This window comes from Methylobacterium isbiliense (assembly GCF_022179325.1).
GTDB classification, from domain to species: Bacteria; Pseudomonadota; Alphaproteobacteria; order Rhizobiales; family Beijerinckiaceae; genus Methylobacterium; species Methylobacterium isbiliense.
Window position 1 is genome coordinate 103,188 of the sequence record NZ_BPQQ01000058.1, and the last position, 24,235, is coordinate 127,422.

General features: G+C 74.3%; 20 protein-coding genes and 1 pseudogene. 8 read left to right on the top strand and 13 right to left on the bottom strand.

Features of this window, described 5'->3' with window-relative positions; translation table 11 throughout:
• Positions 1-70 precede the first annotated feature (70 nt).
• Positions 71-2,185, bottom strand: coding sequence for an ATP-dependent DNA helicase RecG (recG, locus tag MFF61_RS22905; protein WP_238239688.1), 2,115 nt, complete (start codon positions 2,183-2,185; stop codon positions 71-73).
• A gap of 365 nt (positions 2,186-2,550) precedes the next feature.
• On the opposite strand from recG, the gene MFF61_RS22910 reads away from it, so the two are divergent.
• The 3 genes from MFF61_RS22910 to mfd all read left to right on the top strand — a co-directional run bounded on the left by MFF61_RS22910 (position 2,551) and on the right by mfd (position 8,585).
• Positions 2,551-4,482 (top strand): methyl-accepting chemotaxis protein, encoded by a 1,932-nt coding sequence (locus MFF61_RS22910; protein WP_238239324.1) that lies wholly within the window; start codon positions 2,551-2,553, stop codon positions 4,480-4,482.
• An 89-nt stretch (positions 4,483-4,571) separates the two neighbouring features.
• The gene (locus MFF61_RS22915; RefSeq protein WP_238239334.1) at positions 4,572-4,868 is read left to right on the top strand and encodes an FAD assembly factor SdhE; all 297 of its coding nucleotides are present in this window, start codon (positions 4,572-4,574) and stop codon (positions 4,866-4,868) included.
• Between the two features lie 147 nt (positions 4,869-5,015).
• A complete protein-coding gene (mfd, locus tag MFF61_RS22920) occupies positions 5,016-8,585 on the top strand; it encodes a transcription-repair coupling factor (protein WP_238239337.1) in 3,570 nt (1,189 codons plus the stop codon).
• 19 nt (positions 8,586-8,604) lie between these two features.
• Here mfd and MFF61_RS22925 read toward each other — a convergent pair whose 3' ends face one another.
• Both MFF61_RS22925 and MFF61_RS22930 read right to left on the bottom strand, forming a co-directional pair.
• Entirely contained in the window at positions 8,605-10,305 is a 1,701-nt protein-coding gene (locus tag MFF61_RS22925) for a lysine--tRNA ligase (RefSeq protein WP_238239339.1), read from the bottom strand.
• A gap of 98 nt (positions 10,306-10,403) precedes the next feature.
• A complete protein-coding gene (locus MFF61_RS22930; protein ID WP_238239341.1) occupies positions 10,404-11,414 on the bottom strand; it encodes an LLM class flavin-dependent oxidoreductase in 1,011 nt (336 codons plus the stop codon).
• 281 nt (positions 11,415-11,695) lie between these two features.
• Between MFF61_RS22930 and MFF61_RS22935 the strand changes: the two genes are divergently transcribed.
• On the top strand, positions 11,696-12,478 hold the full coding sequence (locus tag MFF61_RS22935; protein WP_238239343.1) for an SDR family NAD(P)-dependent oxidoreductase: 783 nt from the start codon (positions 11,696-11,698) through the stop codon (positions 12,476-12,478).
• A 38-nt stretch (positions 12,479-12,516) separates the two neighbouring features.
• On the opposite strand, the gene MFF61_RS22940 is transcribed toward MFF61_RS22935, so the two are convergent.
• The 3 genes and pseudogenes from MFF61_RS22940 to MFF61_RS22950 all read right to left on the bottom strand — a co-directional run bounded on the left by MFF61_RS22940 (position 12,517) and on the right by MFF61_RS22950 (position 14,878).
• A complete protein-coding gene (locus MFF61_RS22940; protein ID WP_238239345.1) occupies positions 12,517-13,404 on the bottom strand; it encodes an MBL fold metallo-hydrolase in 888 nt (295 codons plus the stop codon).
• A gap of 93 nt (positions 13,405-13,497) precedes the next feature.
• Positions 13,498-14,481, bottom strand: a pseudogene (locus MFF61_RS22945) (ABC transporter ATP-binding protein); the annotation flags it as partial.
• Positions 14,480-14,878: a RidA family protein gene (locus tag MFF61_RS22950; protein ID WP_238239348.1), complete on the bottom strand. Its 399-nt coding sequence runs from the start codon at positions 14,876-14,878 to the stop codon at positions 14,480-14,482. The gene MFF61_RS22950 and the pseudogene MFF61_RS22945, both read right to left, overlap by 2 nt.
• A 143-nt stretch (positions 14,879-15,021) precedes the next feature.
• On the opposite strand from MFF61_RS22950, the gene MFF61_RS22955 reads away from it, so the two are divergent.
• Positions 15,022-15,615 carry a TetR/AcrR family transcriptional regulator gene (locus MFF61_RS22955; RefSeq protein ID WP_238239350.1) on the top strand — a complete coding sequence of 198 codons (594 nt, stop codon included), beginning with the start codon at positions 15,022-15,024 and terminating at the stop codon, positions 15,613-15,615.
• 44 nt (positions 15,616-15,659) lie between these two features.
• On the opposite strand, the gene MFF61_RS22960 is transcribed toward MFF61_RS22955, so the two are convergent.
• From MFF61_RS22960 to MFF61_RS22970, 3 genes are all read right to left on the bottom strand, one after another.
• Positions 15,660-15,983, bottom strand: coding sequence for a cell wall-binding protein (locus tag MFF61_RS22960; RefSeq protein ID WP_238239352.1), 324 nt, complete (start codon positions 15,981-15,983; stop codon positions 15,660-15,662).
• A 106-nt stretch (positions 15,984-16,089) separates the two neighbouring features.
• Positions 16,090-18,555: a PBP1A family penicillin-binding protein gene (locus tag MFF61_RS22965; protein ID WP_238239356.1), complete on the bottom strand. Its 2,466-nt coding sequence runs from the start codon at positions 18,553-18,555 to the stop codon at positions 16,090-16,092.
• A 6-nt stretch (positions 18,556-18,561) separates the two neighbouring features.
• The gene (locus tag MFF61_RS22970; RefSeq protein WP_238239359.1) at positions 18,562-18,918 is read right to left on the bottom strand and encodes a hypothetical protein; all 357 of its coding nucleotides are present in this window, start codon (positions 18,916-18,918) and stop codon (positions 18,562-18,564) included.
• A 160-nt stretch (positions 18,919-19,078) separates the two neighbouring features.
• On the opposite strand from MFF61_RS22970, the gene MFF61_RS22975 reads away from it, so the two are divergent.
• Positions 19,079-19,531, top strand: a complete 453-nt coding sequence (locus MFF61_RS22975; RefSeq protein ID WP_238239690.1) for a hypothetical protein — start codon at positions 19,079-19,081, stop codon at positions 19,529-19,531.
• Positions 19,532-19,544: 13 nt separating this feature from the next.
• Here MFF61_RS22975 and MFF61_RS22980 read toward each other — a convergent pair whose 3' ends face one another.
• Both MFF61_RS22980 and ada read right to left on the bottom strand, forming a co-directional pair.
• Positions 19,545-20,249 (bottom strand): 2OG-Fe(II) oxygenase, encoded by a 705-nt coding sequence (locus MFF61_RS22980; protein WP_238239362.1) that lies wholly within the window; start codon positions 20,247-20,249, stop codon positions 19,545-19,547.
• A complete protein-coding gene (ada, locus tag MFF61_RS22985; RefSeq protein WP_238239365.1) occupies positions 20,246-21,433 on the bottom strand; it encodes a bifunctional DNA-binding transcriptional regulator/O6-methylguanine-DNA methyltransferase Ada in 1,188 nt (395 codons plus the stop codon). Before ada ends, MFF61_RS22980 begins: the two co-directional genes overlap by 4 nt.
• 182 nt (positions 21,434-21,615) lie before the next feature.
• On the opposite strand from ada, the gene MFF61_RS22990 reads away from it, so the two are divergent.
• Positions 21,616-22,050, top strand: a complete 435-nt coding sequence (locus tag MFF61_RS22990) for a DUF3617 domain-containing protein (protein WP_238239367.1) — start codon at positions 21,616-21,618, stop codon at positions 22,048-22,050.
• A gap of 19 nt (positions 22,051-22,069) precedes the next feature.
• Here MFF61_RS22990 and MFF61_RS22995 read toward each other — a convergent pair whose 3' ends face one another.
• Both MFF61_RS22995 and MFF61_RS23000 read right to left on the bottom strand, forming a co-directional pair.
• Positions 22,070-22,207: a hypothetical protein gene (locus MFF61_RS22995; protein ID WP_238239369.1), complete on the bottom strand. Its 138-nt coding sequence runs from the start codon at positions 22,205-22,207 to the stop codon at positions 22,070-22,072.
• 129 nt (positions 22,208-22,336) lie between these two features.
• A complete protein-coding gene (locus tag MFF61_RS23000; protein WP_238239371.1) occupies positions 22,337-22,477 on the bottom strand; it encodes a hypothetical protein in 141 nt (46 codons plus the stop codon).
• Positions 22,478-22,669: 192 nt separating this feature from the next.
• Here MFF61_RS23000 and MFF61_RS23005 point away from each other — a divergent pair, with 192 nt between their 5' ends.
• Complete coding sequence (locus tag MFF61_RS23005; protein ID WP_238239373.1) at positions 22,670-24,115, top strand: amidase; 1,446 nt, start codon at positions 22,670-22,672, stop codon at positions 24,113-24,115.
• Positions 24,116-24,235 lie beyond the last annotated feature (120 nt).

A 24,235-nucleotide genomic window follows, 5' to 3' on the forward strand; every position in this document is an offset into this window, starting at 1 on the left:
GACTTGACGTTAAGTGAGGCGCAATGCTGGTCATCACGAGGGAGCGGAGCAGGTTAGAGCCGTGACGGCCCTACCCCGCCCCGAGCAGCTTCACGGCGGCGTCGCGCTCGAACAGGTAGAGCAGGATGCGCAGCGCCCGGCCCCGCTCGCTCCTGAGCGCCGGGTCGCGCTCGACGATCAGGCGGGCGTCGTCGCGGGCGGCCCGCAGCAGGTCGCCGTCCGCCTCCGGCCGGGCGAGCCGGAAGGCCGCCAGCCCCGACTGGCGGGTGCCCAGCACCTCCCCCTCGCCCCTGAGGCGCAGATCCTCCTCGGCGATGCGGAAGCCGTCCTCGGTCTCGCGCATCATCTCCAGCCGCGCCCGCGCCACCTGGCCGAGCGGGCCGCGATAGACGAGCAGGCAGGTCGAGGCCCCCGTCCCGCGCCCGACCCGGCCGCGCAGCTGGTGGAGCTGGGCGAGCCCGAAGCGCTCGGCATGCTCGATCACCATGATGGTCGCCTCCGGCACGTCGACGCCCACCTCCACCACGGTGGTCGAGACGAGGATGCGGGTGGTGCCGGCGGCGAAGCGCTCCATCGCCTCGTCCTTGTCCCGCCCCGGCATCTTGCCGTGGACGAGGCCGACCGCGTCGCCGAAATGCTGCCGGAGATCCGCGCAGCGCTCCTCGGCCGCCGCGAGGTCGATGAACTCGGATTCGGCCACCAGCGGGCAGATCCAGTAGGCCCGGTCGCCGCGGGCGAGCGCCCGCTCCAGCCCCGCCACCACCTCGTCGAGCCGCTCGCTGGAGACGAGGCGCGTGGCGATGGGCTGGCGCCCGGCCGGCTTCTCGTCGAGGACCGAGACCTCCATGTCGCCGAAGCAGGTCAGCGCCAGGGTGCGCGGGATCGGGGTCGCGGTCATCACCAGGATGTCCACCGCCTCCCCCTTCGATCCGAGCGCGAGGCGCTGGTGCACGCCGAAGCGGTGCTGCTCGTCCACCACCGCGAGGCCGAGGTCGCGGAAGGCCACCTCCTCCTGGAACAGCGCATGGGTGCCCACCGCGATCGGGATCGTGCCGTCGAGGAGGCTGGCCCGCGTCGCCCGGCGCTCGGCCGTGCGGTCGCGGCCGGTGAGCAGCGCCAGGGTGAGGCCTGCCGCGGCCGCGAGCGGGCGCAGGCGCTCGGCGTGCTGGCGGGCCAGGATCTCGGTGGGCGCCATCAGGGCGGCTTGGCGCCCCGCCTCGATGGCCGACGCCATGGCGAGCAGCGCCACCGCGGTTTTTCCCGAGCCGACATCGCCCTGGAGCAGGCGCAGCATCCGCCGGTCGGAGCGCAGGTCGCCGCGGATCTCCGCCAGCGCGCGGATCTGCGCCCCGGTGAGCCGGAACGGCAGCGCCGCCTCGATCCGGCGGGACATCTCGCCGTCGCCCGCGTTGATCCGCCCCGGCGCCCGGCGCATCCGGCTGCGCACCAGCGCGAGCGCGAGCTGCGAGGCCAGGAGTTCGTCGTAGGCGAGGCGGCGGCGGGTGCCGGGGGGCGGCTCGCCCTCGGCCGGGGGCGGCTTGTCCGGCCGGTGCTCGGCCCGCAGGGCCTCGGCGAAGGCGGGCCAGCGGTTCTGCGCCAGCCACGCGGGGTCCTGCCATTCGGGCAGGTCGGGCAGGCGCTCCAGCGCGCCCTGGGCGAGCCTGCCGATCGCCCGCGAGGTCAGGCCCTCGGTCGCCCCGTAGAGCGGCTCGACGGCGGGCAGCTCCGAAAACCCCTTGTCGTCGAGGATGCGCGCCGGATGCACCATCTGGCGGAAGCCGTCCCACAGCTCGATCCGGCCCGAGACGTAGCGGCGGGCGCCCACCGGCAGCATCTTCTCCAGGCGCGCGCGGGGCATGTTGAAGAACACGAGGCTGATGTCGCCGCTCCCGTCCTCCACCAGCACCCGGTAGGGACGCCGCCCGCCGACCGCCTGCGGCGGCCGGTGGGCCACGACCTGCACGGCGAGCGTCACCGGCTCGCCGGTCGGCGCCTCGGCGATCGAACCCTTGAGCGCCCGCGCCACGCCCCCGTGCGGCAGGTGGAACAGCAGGTCGACCACCCGCGCCGGCGTCTCGGGCGTGCCCAGCAGCCGGTCGAGCAGCGCGGCCATCTTCGGCCCGGCCCCGGGGAGCACGGCGGCGGGGGCGAACAGCGGATCGAGGAGCGAGGGACGCAGCGACATGCCGGGGCGGGTGAGGAACGCGACCGCCGCCGTATACACCAGCGGGGCTCCGCTGCAGCGCGGCACGAGGCAGCGGCGGGTCTGCGTGCCGCGTTTTCTTCCTCAGAGCTCTCATGAACTGTCTGAACGTAAACTCGCCTGTCACGTTCGATTGAAGCGCATGGGATACACGCTCGCGTTTCCTCAACGATAGGGTGCAAACCCGCCGCGTAGCTGACGCAAGTTGCGTCGGGTTGATGCCTAGGCCTTATGGGTTATGCCGAGCTGGGCTTCGCGCATTGACGCAAAGTAAGATTGTATTAAATATCAAAATGATATCGTCCGAAGATCCGCGGAATGCGGCTGTACTGACGCGGGCGATCGGCATGCGACTGAAATCGAAACTCTCGATCTGGATGGTCGGGGCGGTTCTGGGCACGGGGATGCTGTCGGCTGCGCTGGCCGGGAGCGTCGTCGGCCGGCTGATCGCGCATCACCTCGACGGGCGCCTGGGCGATGCGGCGCAGGAGGTGGCTGGATCGATCGACGGCGAGGCGCGGCGGGCGCTCAGTCTCGCGCGCATGGCCGCGGCGGTTCCGGGCGCGGTGGACGCCCTCCAGGCGCAGGATCGCGGGCGCCTTCTCGCCCTCATGCGGCCGGTCTTCGAGACCCTGAAGAGCGAGGGCATCGACCAGTTCCAGTTCCATCTCCCGCCCGCGACCTCGTTCCTGCGCGTGCACAGCCCGGCGAAGTTCGGCGACGATCTCTCCTCCTTTCGCCGGACGGTGGTGCAGGCGAACCGGGACCGGGCTCCGGTGTCGGGCCTGGAAGTGGGGGTGGCCGGGATCGGGATCCGGGGCGTGGTCCCGATCCTGCGCGAGGGCGCCTCGATCGGATCGGTCGAGGTGGGCGTGAGCGTCGGGCAGCCCTTCGTGGACGCGTTCACGGCCCGGACGGGAGCACGGCTCGCGATCCTGCTCCGGGACCCGGGCGGGGCCTTGAAACCGTTCGCGTCGAGCCTGCCGGCCGAGGCCCTGCCGGCCCCCGAGGATCGGGCGGGACCGCGCGATGCCACCTTCGAGGGGCGCCACTGGGCCATGAAGCTCGCGCCGCTGCGCGACTTCTCCGGCCAGGAGATCGGCGCCGTCGCGATGGCGGTCGACCGCACGCCGATCGACGAGATCGAAACCTGGGCGACGGCGGTGGGCGGCGCGGGGCTCCTCGCCCTGCTCATCGTCGCGCTCGCGGCCGCTTGGCGCCTGCAGCGGGGCATCGGGGCTCCGCTCGCCGCGATGACGGCCCGGATGAGCGACCTCGCAGCGGGCCGTCTGGACGGATCCCTGGCGATCTCGTCGGACATCGCCGAGGTGAAAGCCATGGAAGCCGCACTCGGCGTGTTCAGAGAGGCTCTGGCGGCCCGCGAGCGCTTCCTCGCCGAGAATGCGGAACGGGCCGAGGCGCGCCTGCGCCGCGGCAGCCAGCTTGAGGAGGCCGTCGCGGCCTTCCGCGGCCGCATCGCCACGCTGCTCTGCCGGTTCGCGGAATCGGCGAGCCGGATCGAGGCGATGGCCCTGGGCGTGAGCGAAGGCGCAACGCGATCCTGCGGCCAATCCGGAAGCGCGGCCGAGGTGGTCGACCGGACGAGTGCCGCCGTCCGGGACGCGGCCGCGGCGGCCGAAGGTCTGTCGGCGTCCATGGACGGGATCGCCGGGCAGGTCGGCCGCTCCTCGGACATCGCCCGAGAGGCCGTCGCGGGATCGGACCGTGCCGACGGCATCGTGCGGGGCCTGTTGTCGCGCACGGAGCAGATCGGCAGCACGGTGGGGCTGATCCACGCCATTGCGGGTCAAACGAACCTGCTGGCGCTGAACGCCACGATCGAGGCGTCGCGAGCCGGCGAGGCGGGACGCGGCTTCGCCGTCGTCGCCGCCGAGGTCAAGGAGCTGGCGACCCAGACCGCCCGGGCCACCGAGGAGATCGAGGGCCAGATCTCCCGGGTGCAGGCCGAGACCCGCGAGGCGGCGACCGCCCTCGCGGCGATCACGCGGGTGATCGTCGAGATGAACGAGATCACGCAGGGGATCGCCGCCGCCACGACGCGCCAGGGCGTGACGGCCCGGGACATCACCGGCAGCATGCGGGGGACCGCCCAGAGCATCGGCGTGGTCGCGTCCGGCATCACGCTGGTCCGCCGCGAAGCGCAGGAGACGCAGGACGCCGCGGCGGGCATGCTGGCGGCGAGCCGCGGGCTCGCCCGGGATCTGTCGGGCGTCGACGAGGAGGTGACCTCGTTCCTGCGGATCGTGAACGCCGCCTGAGGGTGGGCGAAAGCCCGTACGCGGGCTTTCGCGCGGGGCGCGAGGGCCCTACATGCGCGTGACGCCCCTCTCCTGCATCGAGACGCGAGATGACCGGCACCACCCGCAGCAGCGCCGACCTCGACCCGCGCCGCCGCCGCACCCTCTTCCGCTCCTGGCACCGGGGCATCCGCGAGATGGACCTGATCATGGGCCGCTTCGCCGATGCCGAGATCGGAACCCTCACCGAGGAGGAGCTGGACGCGTTCGAGCGCCTGATCGAGGTGCCGGACCGCGACCTCTTCCGCTGGATCAGCGGCGAGGAGGAGGCGCCCGCGAACTACGACACCCCCGTCTACCGCCGCCTGAAGGACTTCCACCAGCACGGCGCCCCCATCCACACCTGAGGGGAGTCCGGAGGGCCTGCAGGCCCTCCGGCGCAGGGCGCGGGGGCTGCCTCGCCTCCGGCGAGGAAAAGCCCCCGCTTCATGGGGCTCCGCCCCGAACCCCGCCGGGCCTTGAGGCCCCGCCCCCCGGATTCTCGATCGCAGTCGATGGCAACCCATTCCAAGCCGCCGGTCGCCCGGTTCGCGCTTCCCAAATCCGCCGCCCTCACCCGGGCCGTCGAGGCGCTGCGGCGGGGCGACAGCCCGACGCTGGCGCGCGTGCCGGACGGCTTCGACGCCCTGGTGGTGGCCGATCTCGCCCGCGCGCTCGGCCAGACCGCCCAGGGGCCGGCGGTGCTGGTCCACGTGGCCCGCGACGGCACCCGCTCGGCGGCCTTCGCGGGCGCGCTCGCCTTCGTGGCGCCCGAGGTCGAGGTCCTGAGCATTCCCGCCTGGGATTGCCAGCCCTACGACCGGGTCTCGCCGAACGCCGCCGTCGCGGCCCAGCGCATGACGGCCCTGTCGCGGCTGGCCCGCTCGCGCTCCTCTGAGGAGCGCCCGCGCGTCGTCCTCACCACGGTGAACGCCCTGGTGCAGCGGGTGCCGGCGCGCGAGCGCATCGCGGTCGAGACGTTTTCGGCGGCGGTGGGCAACGCGCTCGACACCGACAAGATCGTGGCGTGGCTGGAGGCCAACGGCTTCCTGCGCACCGGCACCGTGCGCGACACCGGCGAGTACGCGGTGCGCGGCGGCATCATCGACCTGTCGCCGCCCGGCTTAGCCAACCCGGTGCGCCTAGACTTCTTCGGCGACACCCTCGAGTCGATCCGCAGCTTCGACCCCGAGACGCAGCGCACGATCGGGCAGTTGCGCTCCCTCGACCTCGTGCCGATGAGCGAGGTGCAGCTCACCACCGAGACCATCCGGCGCTTCCGCCAGGGCTACGTCACGGCCTTCGGCGCGGCCACCCGCGACGACCGGCTCTACGAGGCGGTGAGCGAGGGCCGCCGCGCCGCCGGGCTCGAACACTGGATGCCCCTGTTCTACGACCGGCTCGACACGCTGTTCGACTACCTCGCGGGCGTGCCCCTGGTCTTCGACCGCGACGCCGACGACGCGGCGGGCGAGCGCCTGGGACAGGTGCAGGACTACTACGACGCCCGGTGCGAGGCGCTGAAGCATCCCCAGGCCGGCGTGGCGCCCTACAAGCCGCTCAAGCCCGACGCGCTCTACCTCTCGCCCGCCGAATGGGCGAAGCGCATCGAGGGCGCGACGGTCGTGCGCCTCACCCCCTTCGCGGTGCCCGAGGGCGCCGGGCGCCCCGTGGTCGATGCCGCGGCGGAGCCCGCGCGCTCCTTCGCGCCCGAGCGGGCGCAGGAGGGCGTCAACGTGTTCGATGCCGCCGTGCAGCACGTCCGCGACCTGCAGGCCGCTGGCCACCACGTGATCCTGGCCGCGTGGTCGGACGGCTCGCGCGACCGGCTCTGCAGCGTGCTGACCGACCACGGCCTGCCCAAGCCCAAATCCATCACCCGCCTGTCGGACGCCCTGGCGCTCAAGCGCGGGACGGACGTGGCGGTGGCGGTGTGGGGCCTGGAGGCCGGCTTCACCATCGACCGCCTCGCGGTGATCGCCGAGGGCGACATCCTGGGCGACCGGCTGGTGCGGCCCAAGCGCAAGGCCAAGCGGCCCCAGGACGTGATCCTGGAGGTGCAGGCCCTCGAACCCGGCGACCTCGTGGTCCATGCCGACCACGGCATCGGGCGCTTCCTCGGCCTCAAGACCGTGACGGCGGCGGGCGCCCCGCACGATTGCCTGGAGATCCAGTACGCCGGCGGCCTGCTCCTGCTGCCGGTGGAGAACATCGAACTCCTCACCCGCTACGGCTCGGAGGATGCCGAGGTCCCCCTCGACAAGCTCGGCGGCGGGGCGTGGCAGGCCCGCAAGGCGAAGCTCAAGCGGCGCATCCTCGAGATGGCGGGCGCCCTCATCAAGGTCGCGGCCGAGCGCTTCCTCAGGGCCGCCCCCCGGATGGAGCCGCCGGAGGGCACCTACGGCGAGTTCGCGGCCCGCTTCCCCTACGAGGAGACGGAGGACCAGGAGGCGGCCATCGCGGCGACGCTGGGCGACCTCACGGCCGGGCGGCCGATGGACCGGCTGATCTGCGGCGACGTCGGCTTCGGCAAGACCGAGGTGGCGCTGCGCGCCGCCTTCGTGACGGCGATCTCGGGGCGGCAGGTGGCGGTGGTGGTGCCCACCACGCTGCTGGCCCGCCAGCACTACCGCACCTTCGCCGAGCGCTTCAAAGGGCTGCCCGTCAACGTCGCGCAGGCGAGCCGCTTCGTCTCGAACGCCGACCTGAAGAAGGTGCGCGAGGGGCTTAGCCACGGCACGATCGACATCGTGGTCGGCACGCACGCGCTGCTGGCGAAAGCCATCTCCTTCAAGGATCTCGGCCTCATCATCATCGACGAGGAGCAGCATTTCGGCGTCGCCCACAAGGAGCGCCTGAAGGCGCTGCGCGCGGAGGTGCACGTGCTCACCCTCTCGGCGACGCCGATCCCGCGAACCCTGCAGCTCGCCATGACGGGGGTGCGCGAACTCTCGATCATCGCCACGCCCCCGGTGGACCGGCTGGCGGTGCGCACCTTCGTGACCCCGTTCGATCCGCTGCTGATCCGCGAGGCGCTGCTGCGCGAGCGCTACCGCGGCGGACAGGCCTTCTACGTCGTGCCCCGCATCGAGCATCTCGACGAGGTCAAGCGCTTCCTCGACCGCGAGATGCCGGAGGCCAAGGTCGGCATCGCCCACGGCCAGATGGCGGCGGGCCAGCTCGAGGACGTGATGACGGCCTTCTACGAGGGCAAGTTCGACATCCTGCTCTCGACGACGATCGTGGAATCGGGCCTCGACATCCCCACCGCCAACACCCTGATCGTGCACCGGGCCGACATGTTCGGGCTCGCCCAGCTCTACCAGCTGCGCGGGCGCGTCGGCCGCTCCAAGGCCCGCGCCTACGCGCTGTTCACGACGCCGGAGAACAAGACCCTCACGGTCCAGGCGGAGCGGCGCCTCAAGGTGCTGCAATCCCTCGACACGCTGGGCGCCGGCTTCCAGCTCGCCAGCCACGACCTCGACATCCGCGGCGCCGGCAACCTGCTCGGCGAGGAGCAGTCCGGCCACATCAGGGAGGTCGGGTACGAACTCTACCAGCAGATGCTGGAGGACGCGGTCGCCGCCCTCAAGGCGGGCCAGGAGGTGCCGGCCGACGAGCAATGGTCGCCCACCATCGCGCTCGGCGCTCCCGTGACCATGCCGGAGGCCTACGTCTCCGACCTCTCGGTGCGGCTCGGCCTCTACCGGCGGCTGGCCACCCTCGACAGCGACGCGGAGCTGGAGAGCTTCGGGGCGGAGCTGATCGACCGCTTCGGTCCGCTGCCGCCGGAGGTGGAGCAGCTCCTCAAGATCGTGACGATCAAGATCCTGTGCCGGGAGACCAACGTCGAGAAGGTCGAGGCCGGGCCGAAGGGCATCGTGCTGCACTTCCGCGACCGCGCCTTCGCCAACCCGGGCAAGCTCGCCGCCTACATCGCCGAGCAGCGCTCCTTCGCCAAGGTGCGCCCGGACATGAGCGTGGTGTTCATCCGCGCCCTCGACACGGTGGCCGAGCGGCTGAAGGAGACGACCGCGATCCTGCGCGACCTCGCCAAGCTCGCCGCGCGCCGCAAGGCCGCCTGACGGCGCCGGCGCGCCGCCCCTACTCGGCCGCGCTCCGCTCGCGGCCGGCCAGGAAGGCGGCGTGCTCCTGGGCGAGCGCGCCCGAGAGCGCCCGGGCGATCAGCGCCCGGGTCTCGGCCACGCCGTAGAGCGCCACGAAGGAGCCGAAGCGGGGGCCGCGGGCCTCGCCGAGCAGGGTGGCGTAGAGGGTCGTGAACCACGTCTGCGCCACGCCGGGGCGCCCGTCCGGGCTCTTGGCCTTGCCGGACAGGTCCGGGTAGTGCCGCCGGCCGACCTCGTAGACGACGGCCTGCAGCGCCTCCGGGTCCGTCGAGCCCTCGACGGGGGCGAGGGTGTCGGAGAGGTCCGCCAGCGCCGCGGCGGCGGCCGCGTCCGGGGCCTGGTAGGTCTTGGCCGGGCGCACGAAGTCGCGGAAGTAGCGCACGGCGTGGTGCACCAGCCGGTCGAGGCGCGGCTGCGTCTGCGGCGAGGCCTCCGGCGCGTAGCGGCGGATGAAGCCCCAGAGCACGTCCGGATCCTCGGTATTGGCCACCGCCACGAGGTTGAGCAGCATCCCGAAGGTGATCGCCCCCCCGCCCGCCGCGCGCTCCGGCGCGGGCGGCGCGCCCGCATGGATGTGCCAGACCGGGTTGCCGAGCTGCAGCTTCGGCTCCTGGCCGGGAAACTTCTCCAGGAACGACAGGTAGTCGTCCACGTGGCGGGGGATCACGTCGAAGTGCAGGCGCTTGGCCTCGCGCGGCTTGGTGTACATGAACAGCGCGAGGCTCTCGGGCGTGCCGTAGGCCAGCCACTCGTCGATGGTGAGCCCGTTGCCCTTCGACTTCGAGATCTTCTGGCCCTTCTCGTCGAGGAAGAGCTCGTAGTTGAAGCCCTCCGGCGGCTCGGCCCCGAGCACGCGGGCGATCTGCCCCGAGAGCTTGACCGAATCGATCAGGTCCTTGCCGGCCATCTCGTAATCGACGCCGAGCGCCACCCAGCGCATCGCCCAGTCGGGCTTCCACTGCAGCTTGGCGTGGCCGCCCGTGACCGGCGTCTCGTAGCGCTCGCCCGTGGCGGGATCGCGCCAGACGATCGTGCCGGAGGCCACCTTCACCTCGTCGATCGGCACCTGCATGACGTGGCCGGTGACCGGGTGGAGCGGCAGGAACGGCGAGTAGGAGGCCGAGCGCTCCGCCCGCAGCGAGGGCAGCATCACCGCCATCACGGCGTCGTAGCGCTCCAGCACCCGCAGGAGCGTCGCGTCGAACAGCCCGGCGCGGTAGCACTCGGTCGCCGAGCGGAACTCGTAGTCGAAGCCGAAGGAATCGAGGAAGCGGCGCAGCTCCGCGTTGTTGTGCGCCCCGAAGCTGTCGTGGGTGCCGAACGGGTCCGGCACCCGGGTCAGCGGCAGGTTGAGGGCGCGGGCCAGCCTCTCGCGGTTCGGCACGTTGTCCGGCACCTTGCGCAGGCCGTCCATGTCGTCCGAGAAGGCGATGAGCCGGGTCGGCACCGCGTCGTCCGTGAGCACCCGGAAGGCGTGGCGCACCATCGAGGTGCGCGCCACCTCCCCGAAGGTGCCGATATGCGGCAGGCCCGACGGCCCGTAGCCGGTCTCGAACAGCACCTCGGGTTTCGGGCTCCGCTCCAGCCGGGCGACGATCTTGCGCGCCTCCTCGAAGGGCCACGCCGCGGAGGTCGCGGCGGCGTCGAGGAGGGTGGGGTCGGTGCGGAGTGCGGGCATGAACGCGGCGGGGCGCGCGGGGCGCGCGGCTGTCCTGGCTTGAGGAGAACGAGGCGCGCACCCTATGGGGCGCGCAAAGCCGGGTCAACGCGCGGGCGTCAGGCCGGGACGGGCTCGCGCGGCGCCTGCGCCCGCTGGATCTCCGCCAGGATCTCGTAGGAGCGCAGGCGCGCGCGGTGGTCGTGGATCGCCGCCGCGACCATGATCTCGTCGGCCTGGGTGCGGGCGGCAAGCGCGGCGAGGCCCTGGCGCACGGTCTCGGGGGAGCCCACCACCGAGCAGGCCAGCATGGCGGACGCCTGCACCTTCTCGTGGCCCGACCAGTAGGTCTCGATGTCGTCGATGGGGGGCGGGAGCAGCCCGCGGGTACCGCGGAAGATGTTGGTGAAGCTCTGCTGGGCCGAGGTGAACAGGCGCCGCGCCTCCGTCTCCGTCTCGGCCGCGATCACGTTGGCGCCGATCATCGCGTAAGGCCGCGGGCACTGCGCCGAGGGCTGGAAGCGCGCGCGGTAGACCTCCAGGGCCTGCATCAGGGCGTCGGGCGCGAAGTGCGACGCGAAGGCGTAGGGCAATCCCAGCACCGCGGCGAGCTGCGCCCCGAACAGGCTGGAGCCGAGGATCCAGAGCGGCACCGCGGTGCCGGTGCCGGGCACCGCCTGCACGGTGCGGCCGGGCTCCAGCGGACCGAGCAGGGTCTGCAGTTCGAGCACGTCCTGCGGGAAGGTGTCGGCGGCGGCGGGATCGCGGCGCAGGGCCCGCAGGGTGCGCTGGTCGGTGCCGGGCGCGCGCCCGAGGCCGAGGTCGATGCGGCCGGGATAGAGCGAGGCCAGCGTGCCGAACTGCTCGGCGATCACCAGCGGCGCATGGTTCGGCAGCATGATGCCGCCCGCCCCCACCCCGATGCGGTGCGTGCCGCCCGCGATGTAGCCGATCACCACGGCGGTCGCGGCGCTGGCGATGCCCACCATGTTGTGGTGCTCGGCCACCCAGTAGCGGGTGAAGCCCCAGCGGTCGGCGTGTTGCGCGAGGTCGAGCGCGTTGCGCAACGCGTCGCCGGGCGTCGCCCCCTGCGGAACGGGCGCGAGGTCGAGGACGGAGAGTGGCGGCATGGCCGGGACTCCTGGATGCGGTCGGGTGCTCCCCCTGTGCGTGCATAGATCCGGTCGCGGGCGCCGCGGTGCAAGCGCGCGGGTGCCATGTGTGGCATGCGCGCACGGCGCGCGTCGACGCTCCAAGGCCGTACCCGATGCTCGACCGACGCGCCTCGGCCCCGGCGCAAAGACCATTCCGGACCGTCGAACGCGGTCCCCTTGTGGCCCGTGCGGCTTTGGCCGAGGGTGGCCGCGCGCCCGCCCGGCACGAGGGGGAACGGGCGCCCCGGGGAGGCAGCATGGCGCAGGCGTTCGATCTCAGCGGCCGGGTCGCGGTGGTGACGGGCGGCAACGGCGGCATCGGGCTGGGGATGGCGGAGGGGCTGGCGCGGGCGGGCTGCGCGGTCTCGCTCTGGGGGCGCGATCCGGACAAGAACGCCGCCGCGGCGGCCCGCCTCGCCGGGACCGGCGCCGCGGTGGACACCCGGGTCTGCGACGTGGCGGACGCGGCGGCGGTGCAGGCCGCCTTCGACGCGGTGCTGGCCCGGTTCGGGCGGGTCGACGGGCTGTTCGCCAATGCGGGCGTGGCGGGGGGCGGGCGCCGCTCCTTCCTGGAGCGCGAGCCCGAGGAGTGGCGGCACACCTTCGCGATCAACCTCGACGGCGTGGTGCACGCCTTCCAGGCGGCGGCCCGCCACATGGCGGAACGGGCGGCGGCGGGCGACGCCTTCGGGCGGCTCGTCGCCACGTCGAGCGTGGCCTCGCTGCTGGGCGCGGCCCGCAACGAGCATTACGGCGCCACCAAGGGGGCGCTCAACGCCATGGTGCGGGCGCTCGCGGTGGAACTCGCCCGCTACGGCGTCACCGCCAACGCGATCCTGCCGGGCTGGATCGAGAGCGACATGACCGCGGGCCTGATGGCCAACGAGAAGTTCGTGGCCCTCAACCTGCCGCGCATCCCCGCCCGCCGCTTCGGCCGGCCGGAGGATTTCGCGGGCATCGCCGTGTACCTGATGAGCGGGGCCTCGGCCTACCACACCGGCCAGGTGCTGGTGATCGACGGCGGCTACACCGTCGCCTGAGGCGGCCCGCGCGACCGCGGCGCTGGTGCTGGCGGCCGTCACGGCCGCCGGTAGGCCGTGCCGTCCTCGGGCCGGGCGGGCCTCTCGACGTAGCGTCCGTCGCGGGGCACGGCCACGAGGGCGAAGTCGCGGGCGAGCCGGTCGAGCCCCTCGCGCAGGTCCGGCCCGCGCAGGGGCCGGCCGTGGCCGGTGACGGCGGTCTCGGGGCCGAGGCGCGCCAGCGCCTCGACCGAGCTTCGGGCGGCCTCCCAGTCGACGGTGAGGTATTTCGGCGGCCCGTGCAGCTCGGTCTCCTGCACGGCGACCGCGTAGACGGATTCCTGCGCGGTGGTGACGAAGGCGTCGCCCGCCACCAGCAGCCGGTCCTCGGACCGCCAGAACGAGACGTGGCCGGGGGAGTGGCCGGGCGTGTGCAGCCAGCGCCAGCCCGGCAGCGGCGGCACGCTGCCGTCCTCCGGCAGACGGCGCAGGCGCTCGCCGAGATCGACGGGCTTGGTCGGGAAGAGCGGCGAGATCAGCGCGAACAGCCCCCCGCCCACGCTCGGGTCCGGCGCCGGATAGGCGGCGCTGCCGTCGAGGTAGGGCTGTTCCAGCCGGTGCGCGTAGACCGGCGCGTCCCAGGCCATCGCCAGGTCCTCCACCGTGCCGACATGGTCGAAATGGCCGTGGGTGAGCAGGATCGCGGCGGGCCGCGCCCCCTCGCCGAAGCGGGCGGCGGCGGCCTTCTCGATCGCCCGGCGGGCGCCCGGGATGCCGGCATCGACCAGCACCCAGCCCCGGTCCCCCGCCCCCGGCCGGCCCACGAACACCACGTTGACGATGGCGTGCCGCAGATAGGCGATGTCGGGCCCCAGCGCGTGGGTGCCGTCCGGACCCGCCGGCCCGTCGGCCCGCGCCTCGGGGGAGACCGGGATCTGCTGCGCCATGACGTGCCCTCCTCCGGGGAGATCTGCTGGACCGGCCCTCGCGGGCGAAGGTCCAATGCTCCCTAGGGGTATGGGTTCCTGCGGGCGGCGCGCTCAGGCGCTCTCGGCCTGCGCCGCCTGCCGCTCGAACAGCGCCCGGGAGGCGCCGTGCGGGCGGCGCATCAGCGCCGCGTGCGGGCCGTCCTCGACGATGCGGCCGCGGTCGAACACCAGGATGCGGTCGAGGGCGCGGACCGTCGAGAGCCGGTGCGCGATCACGATCGCGGTGCGCCCCCGCATCAGCCGCTCCATCGCCTCCTGGATCAGCGCCTCCGATTCCGAGTCCAGGCTGGAGGTCGCCTCGTCGAGGATCAGGATCGGCGCGTCCGCCAGGACGGCGCGCGAGCGCGACCCGCTGGCGCTCGCCGCCCGACAGCTTCACCCCGCGCTCGCCGGCCAGCGTCGCATAGCCCTTCGGCAGCCGCGCGATGAAGTCGTGCGCGTTGGCCAGCCGGGCCGCCCGCTCGATCTCCTCCGCCGTGGCGCCGGGGCGGCCGTAGGCGATGGTCTCGGCGAGCGTGCGGTGGAACAGCACCGGCTCCTGCGGCACGATGGCGATCTGCGCGCGCAGCGACCCCTGCGTCGCCCGCGCCACGTCCTGCCCGTCGATGAGGATGCGCCCACCCGCGACATCGTGGAGCCGCTGGATCAGCTTGACGAAGGTGGTCTTGCCGGAGCCGAAGCGCCCGACGAGGCCCACCCGGCGCCCGGCCGGGAGGTCCGGTGCGTGCGCTGGCGCCACTTGGCCAGGATACGGGCCAGCCGCTCGTCCTCGCGGGCCTCCGCGCCGAAGGCCTTGACCACGGCGTTGGTGCCGGTCGCGTCGCTCAGCACCCCGCCGAGCCGGGTGTCGAGGGCGTTCGCGAGCGCGGCCGCCGGCTCGATCACCCGGGTCGCCAGCAGGCCGGCCGTGACGACGTACAGCGCCGTCGTCGCGCCCTCGAGCGCGCCCAGCGCCGGCCAGGTCAGGCCCAGCATCACCATGGTGCCGACGAGCACGACGAGGGTCGGCAGCAGCGAGAGCAGCACGACGTCGTCAGGCCGGCCGGGGGATGCGGGCGATGACCTTGATCTCGAAGTCGAAGCCCGCGAGCCACGTCACGCCCACGGCGGTCCAGTTGGGATAGGGCGGCGCGCCGATCACGCCGTCGCGGACCCTCATCATCGTCTCGAACTGCGTCTCCGGGTCGGTGTGGAAGGTGGTCACGTCCACCACGTCGTCGAAGGTGCAGCCGGCCGCCTCCAGCACCGCATTCAGCCGGTGGAAGGCCAGCCGGACCTGTTTTTCGTAGTCCGGCTCGGGAGATCCGTCCTCGCGGCTGCCGACCTGCCCGGAGACGAAGAGCAGGTCGCCCGAGCGGATCGCCGCGGAGTAGCGGTGCTTCTCGTAGAGGTGCTGCCGGCCGGGCGGGACGATCGCGTCGCGCTTCGTCATGGTCCGTCTCCTGTCGCGTGAGCCGGCAAGCCTTTTCCGGCGGCGAGGCACGGTTCATATACGCCTCGTATGCGGTGAGATCGCTGCATACGAGGCGTATGTCAACCCGCATACGCGGCGTATGCGAGAGAATCGAGGCGGGGATGGCGGCGGGACGGCGCGCACGCATGGAGGAGACCCGGGCCAAGCTGGTCCGGGCGGCACGGGCGGCCTTCGCGGAGAAGGGCTACGCGGCGGCCTCGATGGACGACCTGACCGCCGCGGCCGGGCTGACGCGGGGGGCGCTCTACCACCATTTCGGCGACAAGAAGGGCCTGTTGCGGGCCGTGATCGACGCGCTCGACGCCGAGATGGTGGCCGCGGCGCGGGCCGCCCGGTCCCGGGCGGCCACGCCCTGGCTCGGCTTCCTGGAGGAAGGGGTGGCCTATATCGAGCTGGCGCTGGAGCCGGAGATCCAGCGGATCGTGCTGCTGGACGGGCCGGCGGTGCTCGGCGATCCCTCGCAGTGGCCGGGCCAGACCGCCTGCCTGCGCACGACCACCGAGACGATCCAGTCGCTGATCGATGCGGGCACGGTGCGGCCGGTGGACGCCGAGGCCGCCGCCCGGCTGATCAACGGGGCGGCGCTCAACGCCGCCCTCTGGGTCGCGGCGTCCGACGAGCCCCGCGCCGTCCTCGCCAAGGCGATCGAGGCCTTCAGGTGCCTCGCGGCGGGCCTGCTGGCGGACGGGCGCTGACGGAGGGGCGCTGACGGAGGCCGCACCCGTCCGCCGGCAGGCCGTCAGTCGTCCGCCCGTTCGCCCCCCGATCCGATCATCGGGCCCGGACGGGTCGCGCTCTCGATGATGGCCTCCCACGACTTGCCCTGCGCTCTCAGGAACGCGATCGAGGGGCCGTCCTCGCTTCCGTAGACGGCGAGCGTCCGCGCGTAGATGCGGGTCCGGTACGGCTCCGGCGTGAGCCTCTTGAAGAGCACGGCCAAGCGCCTGCGCTCCGCATGCACGCTCCGGGCGATGGCCTCGCTGGACAGGCCGTCCCGCCGCATCTCGGCGACGCGCGCCTGCAGGTCGCGCACGGCCTGCTCGTAGCGGGAGCGGAGAGTCATCGGTCGCACGGCCCTGTGTGGTCCCGCGGCGTCGGGCGCTTCCCCTCGCCGCCCGCGACGGCGAGCGGTCCGTCCCGGGACCGGCGACGGGGATCGGGCCCCGCCCCTAACGCCGCCAGATCCCGATCCGGTTCGAGCGGGCCTGCTCCTCGGCGGCGCGCAGGTCCGGGGTGGCCTCGGCGCTGGCGCGCCCGCCGCCGTTGAACAGGATCAGCTCCGAGAGGTCGTGGCCGTCGAGGCTGCAGCGATAGGCGCCCTCGGCGGCGGGCTGGCAGGCGACGTCGCGGCGGCGCAGGTACCGGCCGAGTTCGCGGGCGTTGCGCCCGCCCAAGCCCTCGACGCCCTGCAGCCGCACGGTCAGCCCGTCGAAATCGAGCGTGCCGGTGTCGATCACCGTCGGCGTGCCGCGCACCCCCCGCCCCGCCCGCGGGTCCTCGGCCTCGGCCGACACCTCGCGCGGGGGCTCCGGACGGGTCTCTTGAGGGACCTCCTGGCGAGCCTCCTGCCGGCGCGCGCCCGGGCGGTCGGGCTTCGCCTTCGCCCGCACCGCCAGGGCCTGGGTGACGAAGTCCCGCCAGATCGCCGCCGGCAGGTCGCCGCCGGTGACGCCCTCCATCGGCGCATTGTCGTCGTTGCCGAGCCAGACCCCGACCACGAGATCGGCCGTGAAGCCGATGAACCACGCGTCGCGGTTGTCCTGGGTGGTGCCGGTCTTGCCCCCGGAGGGCACCGCCACCCGGGCGCCCTTGCCGGTGCCCTCGCGCACCACGGCGGCGAGGAGGTCGACCATCCCGGCCCGGGCGGCCGGGTCGCGCATGGGGCTGAGCGCGGTGGCGGGCCGCGTGTAGAGCGTCTGGTCGCGGGCGGCGATCTGGCGGATCGCGTAGGGCTCGACGCTCTCGGCGCCGGCCGCCACTGCCGCGTAGGCGCGGGTGAGGTCGAGGAGCGTCGTCTCGGCGGAGCCGAGCGCGAGGCTCGGCAGGTTCGGCAGCTCGGCCTGGATGCCGAGGCCCTTGGCGGTGGCGATCACGGCCGGGATGCCCACCGCCTCGGCGAGCTGCACCGCCACGGTGTTGATCGACTGCGCGAAGGCGGTGCGCAGGCTGACGGCCCCGCGGTAGCGCCCGCCGTAATTCTCGGGCTCCCACTCGCCGACCTGGGTCGGGCGGTCGACCATCACCGAATCGGGCTGGTAGCCGTTGCGCAAGGCGGTCAGGTAGACGAACAGCTTGAACAGCGAGCCCGGCTGGCGGCGCGCCTGCGTCACCCGGTTGAACTGGCTCTCGGCGTAGTCGCGCCCGCCCACCAGCGCGAGGATCGCCCCGTCCGGCGCCATCGCCACGAGCGCGCCCTGCGAGATCCTGCGGCGCTCGCCGTCCTGGTCGAGGCGGCGGGCGAGCACGCTCTCGGCGATGTTCTGGAGCGTCAGGTCGAGGGTGGTGCGCAGCGTGGCGTCCGCCGGCCCGGCGCCGATCAGCGCCTTGGCCTGCTCGGCCGCGAGGTCGACGAAGTAGTTGGTGCCCACCGGGGTCTCGGTGGGCACCTGCACGGCGGCGGGATTCTTGCGGGCCGCCTCCGCCTCCGCCGCGGTGATCGCGCCGGTCTCCGCCATCGCGTCGAGCACCTGGGCGGCCCGGCCGCGGGCCCCGTCGAGGTTGCGGTGGGGGGCGAGCTGCGAGGGCGCGCGCACCAGCCCGGCCAGCATCGCGGCCTCGCTCAGGGCGAGGTCCCGGGCGGGCTTGCCGAAATAGCGCTGCGCCGCCGCGTCGGCGCCGTAGACGCCCGCCCCGAAATACGCGGTGTTGAGGTAGCGGGTGAGGATCTCGTCCTTGGGCAGCTGCGATTCGAGCCACAGGGCCAGCACCGCCTCCTGCACCTTCCGCTTCAGGGTGCGGTCCTGCGAGAGGTAGTTCATCCGCACGAGCTGCTGGGTCAGCGTGCTGCCGCCCTCGCGGGTGCCGCCCGCCGCGAGGTTGCGGAACGCCGCCCGCATCAGGCCGCGCAGGTCGATGCCGTCATGCTCGTAGAAGCGCCGGTCTTCGATGGCGACGATGGCCTGCGCCAGCACCTTCGGCACCTCGCGGGGGCCGAGCTTGGCGCCCTTGATGACGCCGCGCGTGGCGAAGGCCTGCCCTCCCTCCGCCCGCAGCACCAGCGCGGAGGCGGTGGGCTCGACGACGAGGCCGCCGTTCACCGGCAGGGTCGCGAGGGCGTGGACGAGAGTGAGGAGGCAGAGGCCGATCACGGCCGCGACCGAGAACGCGGCGGCGCGCCCCCAGGGCACACGCCGCCACGGCACGCGCGCGCCGAGCGCCCGCACCGGCGCCCAGGCGGCCGCCCCGGCGGCGGCCGCGCGGCGGGCCGCCGGGTGCGCGCCGAGGCGGCGCAGCCCGGCCCCGGCGGCGGCCGCCCCGGCCCGTGCGCCGCTCCAGGCGCGCCGGCCCTGCCCGGAGAGCCGCGCCGCGAGCCCGGGGGCCGGCGCGGGCTGCGGGCGCGCCTCGCCCGCCCCGCCGAGGTCGAGCCAGTCGCGGCGGGGTCCGGGCGCGTCGGAAGGCGGCTGCGGGCCGGCCATGCCGGATCAGCGCCCGGCCGCCGGGCGGGGCTCGATCCAGGTGCGCATCGCCGCCGGGCGGCTGAAGCGCAGGGTCCGGGGAGCGTGCAGCCGATGGGTGTGGCGGCGATGCCAGTGGCGGCGGTGGTGGTAGCGCCGGTGCCAGTGCCGGCGATGGTGCCAGTGGCGCCGGTAATGGTGATGGCGGCGCCAGTGCCGGCGGTGCCGCCAGTGGCGGTGGCGGCGCCAGCGCGCCGTCTCGACGCCGGAGGGCTGGTCGAGGGCGACGGTCGCGGCGGCGCGCGGCAGCAGCGGCGAGGCTGCGGCCCAGCCGCAAAGGCCGACGAGGAGGCAGAGGGCCAGCATCAGGGGGCGGATGCGCACGGGCACCTCCGGAGGACGGGGACGGAATCCGCCTACAACGCCAAGCTCGGCCATCCGTTCCGCGCCCGCCCGGGGGGCGATCCGGCTCGCGCGCACCTTGACGGGACGCGGTTTCCCGCCAGTCTCGGGGGCTCGCGGAGGAGACAGACTTTTGACGACGATGCGACCGTTCCTCGCCGCCGCGGCGCTTGCCGCCCTCGCCGCCCCGGCCGCCGCCCAGCAGCGCCCCGCCCCCAAGGCCCCGCCCCCGCCCAAGGAGGCGCCGCCGCCGGACGCCACCGCGGGCGCCCTCTTCCCCTGCCGCAGCGACAAGGAGGTCTGCTACGTGGGCGTGGCCCGCGAGGGCAAGCTCGTCGTGCTCTTCACCAACGATCCCAAGGGCGAGGAGATCTCCGGCAGGCCGGTCGCGATCACGGACGGCTCGGCGGACCTTGCCAAGACCGAGGGCAAGGTGGTGATGCTGGTGGGCAGCCTCGACCCGAAGGCGGGCTTCGCGCGGGCCGAGATCGTCGACGTGGCCGGCCCCCTCGTCGCCTTCGCCATCAAGAGCGCGGTGGGCGGCGGCGGAGAAGAGCCGCCCCCGCCGCCCGGACCCGCCCCGAAGCGGCGCTGAGGCCACGCGGGCCTCAGGCGGCGTCGTGGAAGATCAGGCCGGTCGTGTAGCGCTCGCCCGAGCGCACGCGGCTGACCCCGTGGCGCAGGGCGACCCGGTAGGTGCCGCGCGTGCCCTGCACCGGCCGGTGGCGGACCGCGAAGATCACGCCCTCCCCCTGCCCCAGCGGCACCACCTCGGCCCGCGACTGCATCCGCGGGCGCTGCTCGGTGAGCACGAACTCGCCGCCCGTGAAGTCGCGCCCCGGCGCCGAGAGCAGGATCGCCACCTGCAGCGGGAAGACGTGCTCGCCGTACACGTCCTGATGCAGGCAGTTGTAGTCCCCCTCGCCGTAGCGCAGCAGGAGCGGCGTCGGCCGGGTCTGGCCCGCCTGCCGGCAGCGGGCGAGAAAATCCGCATGCGCCGCCGGGTAGCGCACGGGCAGGCCCATCGCGGCGTTCCAGCGGTCGGCGAGCGGGGCGAGCCGCGCATAGAGCGCGCTGCGCAGGTCCTCGAGCGGCGCGGGCAGCGGATAGGCGTAGTACTTGTATTCGCCCCGCCCGAAGCCGTGCCGGGCCATGACGATGCGGCTGCGGAAGGGCGCGTCCTGCGGGTAGAGCGCCCGCAGCCGCGCGCAGGCGTCCGTGTCGAGGAGCGGCCCCGTGGCGGCGCAGCCATGGGCCTCGAGATCCGCCCCGATCCGGGTCCAGTCGAGGGCCTCGACGGGCACGGCGCTCACCGGGACGCCTCCAGGGGCAGCTCCGGTTCCAGCTGGGCGCCTTCCTGGGCACCTTGCCGGGCGCCTTCCCGGGCGAGCAGGGCGCGCTTGCGCGCCACGCCCCAGCGGTAGCCCGAGAGCGCGCCGTCGTGGCGCACGACCCGGTGGCAGGGAATGGCGACGGCGAGCGGGTTGGCGCCGCAGGCCTGGGCCACCGCCCGCACGGCCTTCGGCTCGCCGATCGCCCGGGCGATCTCCGTATAGGTCGCGGTGCGGCCGGGCGGGATCGCCCGCAGGGCCTGCCAGACCCGCTGCTGGAAGGCGGTGCCGTTGATGTCGAGCGGCAGGTCGAGGCGCGCCCGGTGCGGCGCCTCGACGAGGCCGACGACCCGCGCCACCGTGGCGTCGAAATCCGGCTCGCCCCCGCTCAGCTCGGCCCGGGGGAAGCGGTCCTGCAGGTCGCGCAGCAGGGCCTCGGGGTCGTCCCCGAGCAGGATCGCGCACACGCCCGCCTCCGTGGCCGCGACCAGGATGGCGCCGAGCGAGCACTGGCCGAGGGCGAAGCGGATCCGCGCCCCCGCCCCGCCCCGGCGGTAGGCGGTGGGGGTCATGCCGAGCCGCGCAGAGGCGGAGGCGTAGAAGCGGCTCGACGCGTTGAAGCCGGCCTCGAAGATGGCCTCGGTCACGGTCCCGGCCTCCTGCAGGCCGGCGGCGAGGCGGGCCGCCCGCCGGGCGCCCGCATAGGCCCGGGGGGTGACGCCGGTGATCCGCCGGAAGACGCGGTGGAAGTGGTAGAGGCTCATCCCGGCCGCGCGGGCCAGCGCGTCGAGGGCGGGCGGCGTCTCGGCCGCCTCGATCAGCCGGCAGGCCCGGGCGACGGCCTCGGCCTGGCGCGCGGCGAGCCCCGGCTCGTTCGGCCGGCAGCGGCGGCAGGGCCGGAAGCCCGCGGCCTCCGCGTCGGCGCAGGTCGGGTGGAAGGCGACGTGCTCCGGCTTGGCCGCCCGGGCGGGGCAGCTCGGCCGGCAATACACGCCGGTGGTGCGCACCGAGTAGACGAAACGGCCGTCCGCGCGCGCGTCGCGGCGGGCGAGCGCCGCCCAGCGCGCCGCGTCGACCGCCGCGGGATCGGGCGAGGTGCCGGGCCAAGCATCGGGCCGAGCGCCTGGCGAAGCGTCGGACAGCGTGTCGGAATCGAGAAGACGCATCACGGATCTCCTGGGGGCGGGTCCGGCCGCCGATGCCGCACTCTGGCGCGGCGCCCGGCCGGCCCGCATCCCGGTGCTTGCGCTCGAATCCCCCGGGGTTCGGGCGCAAGAAGCGGGAGGCGCGGGCGGCGCCCCGCGCGCGATCATGCCCGGGCGCGGGCCCGGAGGCGAGGAGACGAGCGATGGCGAAGGGGGCGGCCGTTCTGGGGCTGGCGCTGGCGGCGGGGAGCGCGGCCGCGGAGCCGGTGCGCCTGCGGCCCGGCGCCTACGAGGTCGAGGTGCGCCTCAACCTGCCGCATCTCGACGGGACGGGGAGTCGCAAGCGGGTGCGCCTGTGCCTCGACGGCGTGCCGGTTCGGGGCCTGCCGGTGCTCAGCGACAACACGCCGCTGGCCGGCTGCCCGGTCTCGGACCTGCGCCAGGAGGGCGAGTCCCTCGGCTTCACGATCGCCTGCGAGGGCCGCAACCAGCCCTCGGCGAAGGCCGTCTACCGGCTCGCGCCCGAGGCTTTCGAGGGCCGCGTGTCCATGCGGCTCGGCGGCAAGAACATGACGCTCACCGAGGTGCAGACCGGCCGCTGGCGCGGCGCCTGCGCGCCGGAGGACCTGCGCCCGTGACGGGACCGCGGCGGTGCAGTCAGGATTGCCCGTGCCGCTGGCGGTAGCGGGGGCCGGGGCCGCGCATGTAGTGGAGCTCCGGGCGGTAAGGATCGGTCAGGGATGCGGCGAGGCTGCGGAATGCCTCCGCCGCGCGGCCGAAGAGGGCCATCAGCATCGGTTCGTCCTCCTGCGTCGACACGGGTCGCAGGTCCGAGGCACGGATCGTGCCGCGGAGCGGTTGCGATTCCGTTTCGGCAGGATCGCCTCCGCCCCGGGACTTTTTCGGGGCGGGATCGGGGAAACGTCAGGGCAGGATGCCGGCGAGCTGCAGGGCCGCCGCCGCGATGATGAACAGCGCCGCGGCGAGGCACTCGAGCGGCACGCTCTCCCACAGGGCGGGCGCCGGCGAGGCGGTCTCGCGGGCAAGAGGGGAGACGGGGGTCATGTGGGGCACCTCCGGGTGGCCCGGGGCGGGCCGGCGTTTCCTCGCGGGCGGCGCCTCTGGCGGGCGGCCGTCCCGGAGCGAGTCTACAGCATCGCGGCGCGCCGTGCAGCCAGGGAGCCACAGCCATGCCGTCGCCGCCTTGCGGGGGCGGATCGGGACGTGCTCCGGTGGCGCGACATCCAGGAGCCCCCGATGAGCCCGACCCCCGACCTCGTGCTGCGGCCCGCCACCGACCTTGCGCGGATGATCCGCAGCCGCGCGGTCTCGGCCCGGGAGGTGATGCGGGCGCATCTCGACCAGATCGCCCGTCTCAACCCGGCGGCGAACGCGGTGGTGTCGCTGCGCGATCCCGACGCCCTGCTGGCGGAGGCGGACGCGGCCGACCGGGATCTCGCGGCCGGCCGCCTGCGCGGGCCGCTCCACGGCCTGCCGCATGCCGTCAAGGACACGGCCGCCGCCGCCGGCCTCGTCTGGGCGCAGGGCTCGCCGCTGTTTCGCGGCCGGGTGCCGGCCGAGGACGCCCCCCACGTCGCCCGCCTGCGCGCGGCCGGCGCGATCCTGATCGGCAAGACCAACGTGCCGGAATTCGGCCTGGGCTCGCACACCGTCAATCCGGTCTTCGGGGCGACCCGCAACGCCTACGCGCCCGACCGCAGCGCGGGCGGTTCGAGCGGCGGGGCCGGGGTGGCGCTGGCCTTGCGCATGCTGCCGCTCGCGGACGGCAGCGACCATGCCGGCTCCCTGCGCAACCCCGCGGCCTGGAACGGCGTGCTGGGCCTGCGCCCCTCGATCGGGCGCGTGCCGATGCGCACCGACGAGGTGTTCCTGCCCGACCTGACGGTGGCCGGCCCGATGGCGCGCACCACCGCCGATCTCGGCCTGCTGCTCTCGGTGCTGGCCGGCCCCGACCCGCGCATCCCCCACGCGATCCGGCAGGACCCCGAGGCCTTCGCGGCGCCGCGCCCGCGCGACCTCGCGGGCCTGCGCATCGGCTGGCTCGGCGATCTCGGCGGCCACCTGCCGATGGAGCCGGGCGTCCTCGCCCTGTGCGAGCAGGGCCTGCGCACCTTCGCGGGTCTCGGCGCCCGGGTCGAGCCGCTGGCGCCGGGCTTCGACCCGGAGGCGATCTGGCGGGCCTGGACGGTGCTGCGGGCCTGGCTCGCCGGGGCGGCGCTGGCGCCCCACTGGCGCGACCCGGAAACGCGCCGGCAGCTCAAGCCCGAGGCGGTGTGGGAGGTCGAGCAGGGCCTGAGGCTCGACGCCTACGCGGTCCACGCCGCGAGCGTCGTGCGCAGCGCGTGGTACGCGCAGGTGCTGCGGCTGTTCGAGCGGGCCGACGTGCTGGCGCTGCCCTCCGCCCAGGTCTTCCCCTTCCCGATCGCGGAGCCCTGGCCGCGCGCGATCGCGGGGCGGCCGATGGACACCTACCACCGCTGGATGGAGGTCGCGATCCCGGTGACGATGGCGGGCTGCCCGGCGATCAGCCTGCCGTTGGGCCGCGATCCGGCCGGGCTGCCGATGGGCCTGCAGCTCATGGCCCCCAACCACGGCGAGGCCGACCTCCTCGCCATCGCGGCCGCCTTCGAGGCCGCCACGGGCTTCGACCGGGATTTGCCCCCGCTCATCACACAGGCGTGAGCGGCGCGCCCGCGCGCGTGCCGTCGCCCCGGGAAAATCCAGCAAATCCCTGGTGTTGGGGCGAATGTCCGGTCCCGGACGGTCCGCGCGGCCCCGATCCGGCGCGCAAATCCGCTTGCG

Bases quoted from the DNA above. Each gene is read 5' to 3' on its own strand.
- recG (WP_238239688.1), bottom strand. From the start codon at position 2,185: ATGTCGCTGCGTCCCTCGCTCCTCGATCCGCTGTTCGCCCCCGCCGCC.
- MFF61_RS22910 (WP_238239324.1), top strand. From the start codon at position 2,551: ATGCGACTGAAATCGAAACTCTCGATCTGGATGGTCGGGGCGGTTCTG.
- MFF61_RS22915 (WP_238239334.1), top strand. From the start codon at position 4,572: ATGACCGGCACCACCCGCAGCAGCGCCGACCTCGACCCGCGCCGCCGC.
- mfd (WP_238239337.1), top strand. From the start codon at position 5,016: ATGGCAACCCATTCCAAGCCGCCGGTCGCCCGGTTCGCGCTTCCCAAA.
- MFF61_RS22925 (WP_238239339.1), bottom strand. From the start codon at position 10,305: ATGCCCGCACTCCGCACCGACCCCACCCTCCTCGACGCCGCCGCGACC.
- MFF61_RS22930 (WP_238239341.1), bottom strand. From the start codon at position 11,414: ATGCCGCCACTCTCCGTCCTCGACCTCGCGCCCGTTCCGCAGGGGGCG.
- MFF61_RS22935 (WP_238239343.1), top strand. From the start codon at position 11,696: ATGGCGCAGGCGTTCGATCTCAGCGGCCGGGTCGCGGTGGTGACGGGC.
- MFF61_RS22940 (WP_238239345.1), bottom strand. From the start codon at position 13,404: ATGGCGCAGCAGATCCCGGTCTCCCCCGAGGCGCGGGCCGACGGGCCG.
- MFF61_RS22950 (WP_238239348.1), bottom strand. From the start codon at position 14,878: ATGACGAAGCGCGACGCGATCGTCCCGCCCGGCCGGCAGCACCTCTAC.
- MFF61_RS22955 (WP_238239350.1), top strand. From the start codon at position 15,022: ATGGCGGCGGGACGGCGCGCACGCATGGAGGAGACCCGGGCCAAGCTG.
- MFF61_RS22960 (WP_238239352.1), bottom strand. From the start codon at position 15,983: ATGACTCTCCGCTCCCGCTACGAGCAGGCCGTGCGCGACCTGCAGGCG.
- MFF61_RS22965 (WP_238239356.1), bottom strand. From the start codon at position 18,555: ATGGCCGGCCCGCAGCCGCCTTCCGACGCGCCCGGACCCCGCCGCGAC.
- MFF61_RS22975 (WP_238239690.1), top strand. From the start codon at position 19,079: ATGCGACCGTTCCTCGCCGCCGCGGCGCTTGCCGCCCTCGCCGCCCCG.
- ada (WP_238239365.1), bottom strand. From the start codon at position 21,433: ATGCGTCTTCTCGATTCCGACACGCTGTCCGACGCTTCGCCAGGCGCT.
- MFF61_RS22990 (WP_238239367.1), top strand. From the start codon at position 21,616: ATGGCGAAGGGGGCGGCCGTTCTGGGGCTGGCGCTGGCGGCGGGGAGC.
- MFF61_RS22995 (WP_238239369.1), bottom strand. From the start codon at position 22,207: ATGCTGATGGCCCTCTTCGGCCGCGCGGCGGAGGCATTCCGCAGCCTC.
- MFF61_RS23000 (WP_238239371.1), bottom strand. From the start codon at position 22,477: ATGACCCCCGTCTCCCCTCTTGCCCGCGAGACCGCCTCGCCGGCGCCC.
- MFF61_RS23005 (WP_238239373.1), top strand. From the start codon at position 22,670: ATGAGCCCGACCCCCGACCTCGTGCTGCGGCCCGCCACCGACCTTGCG.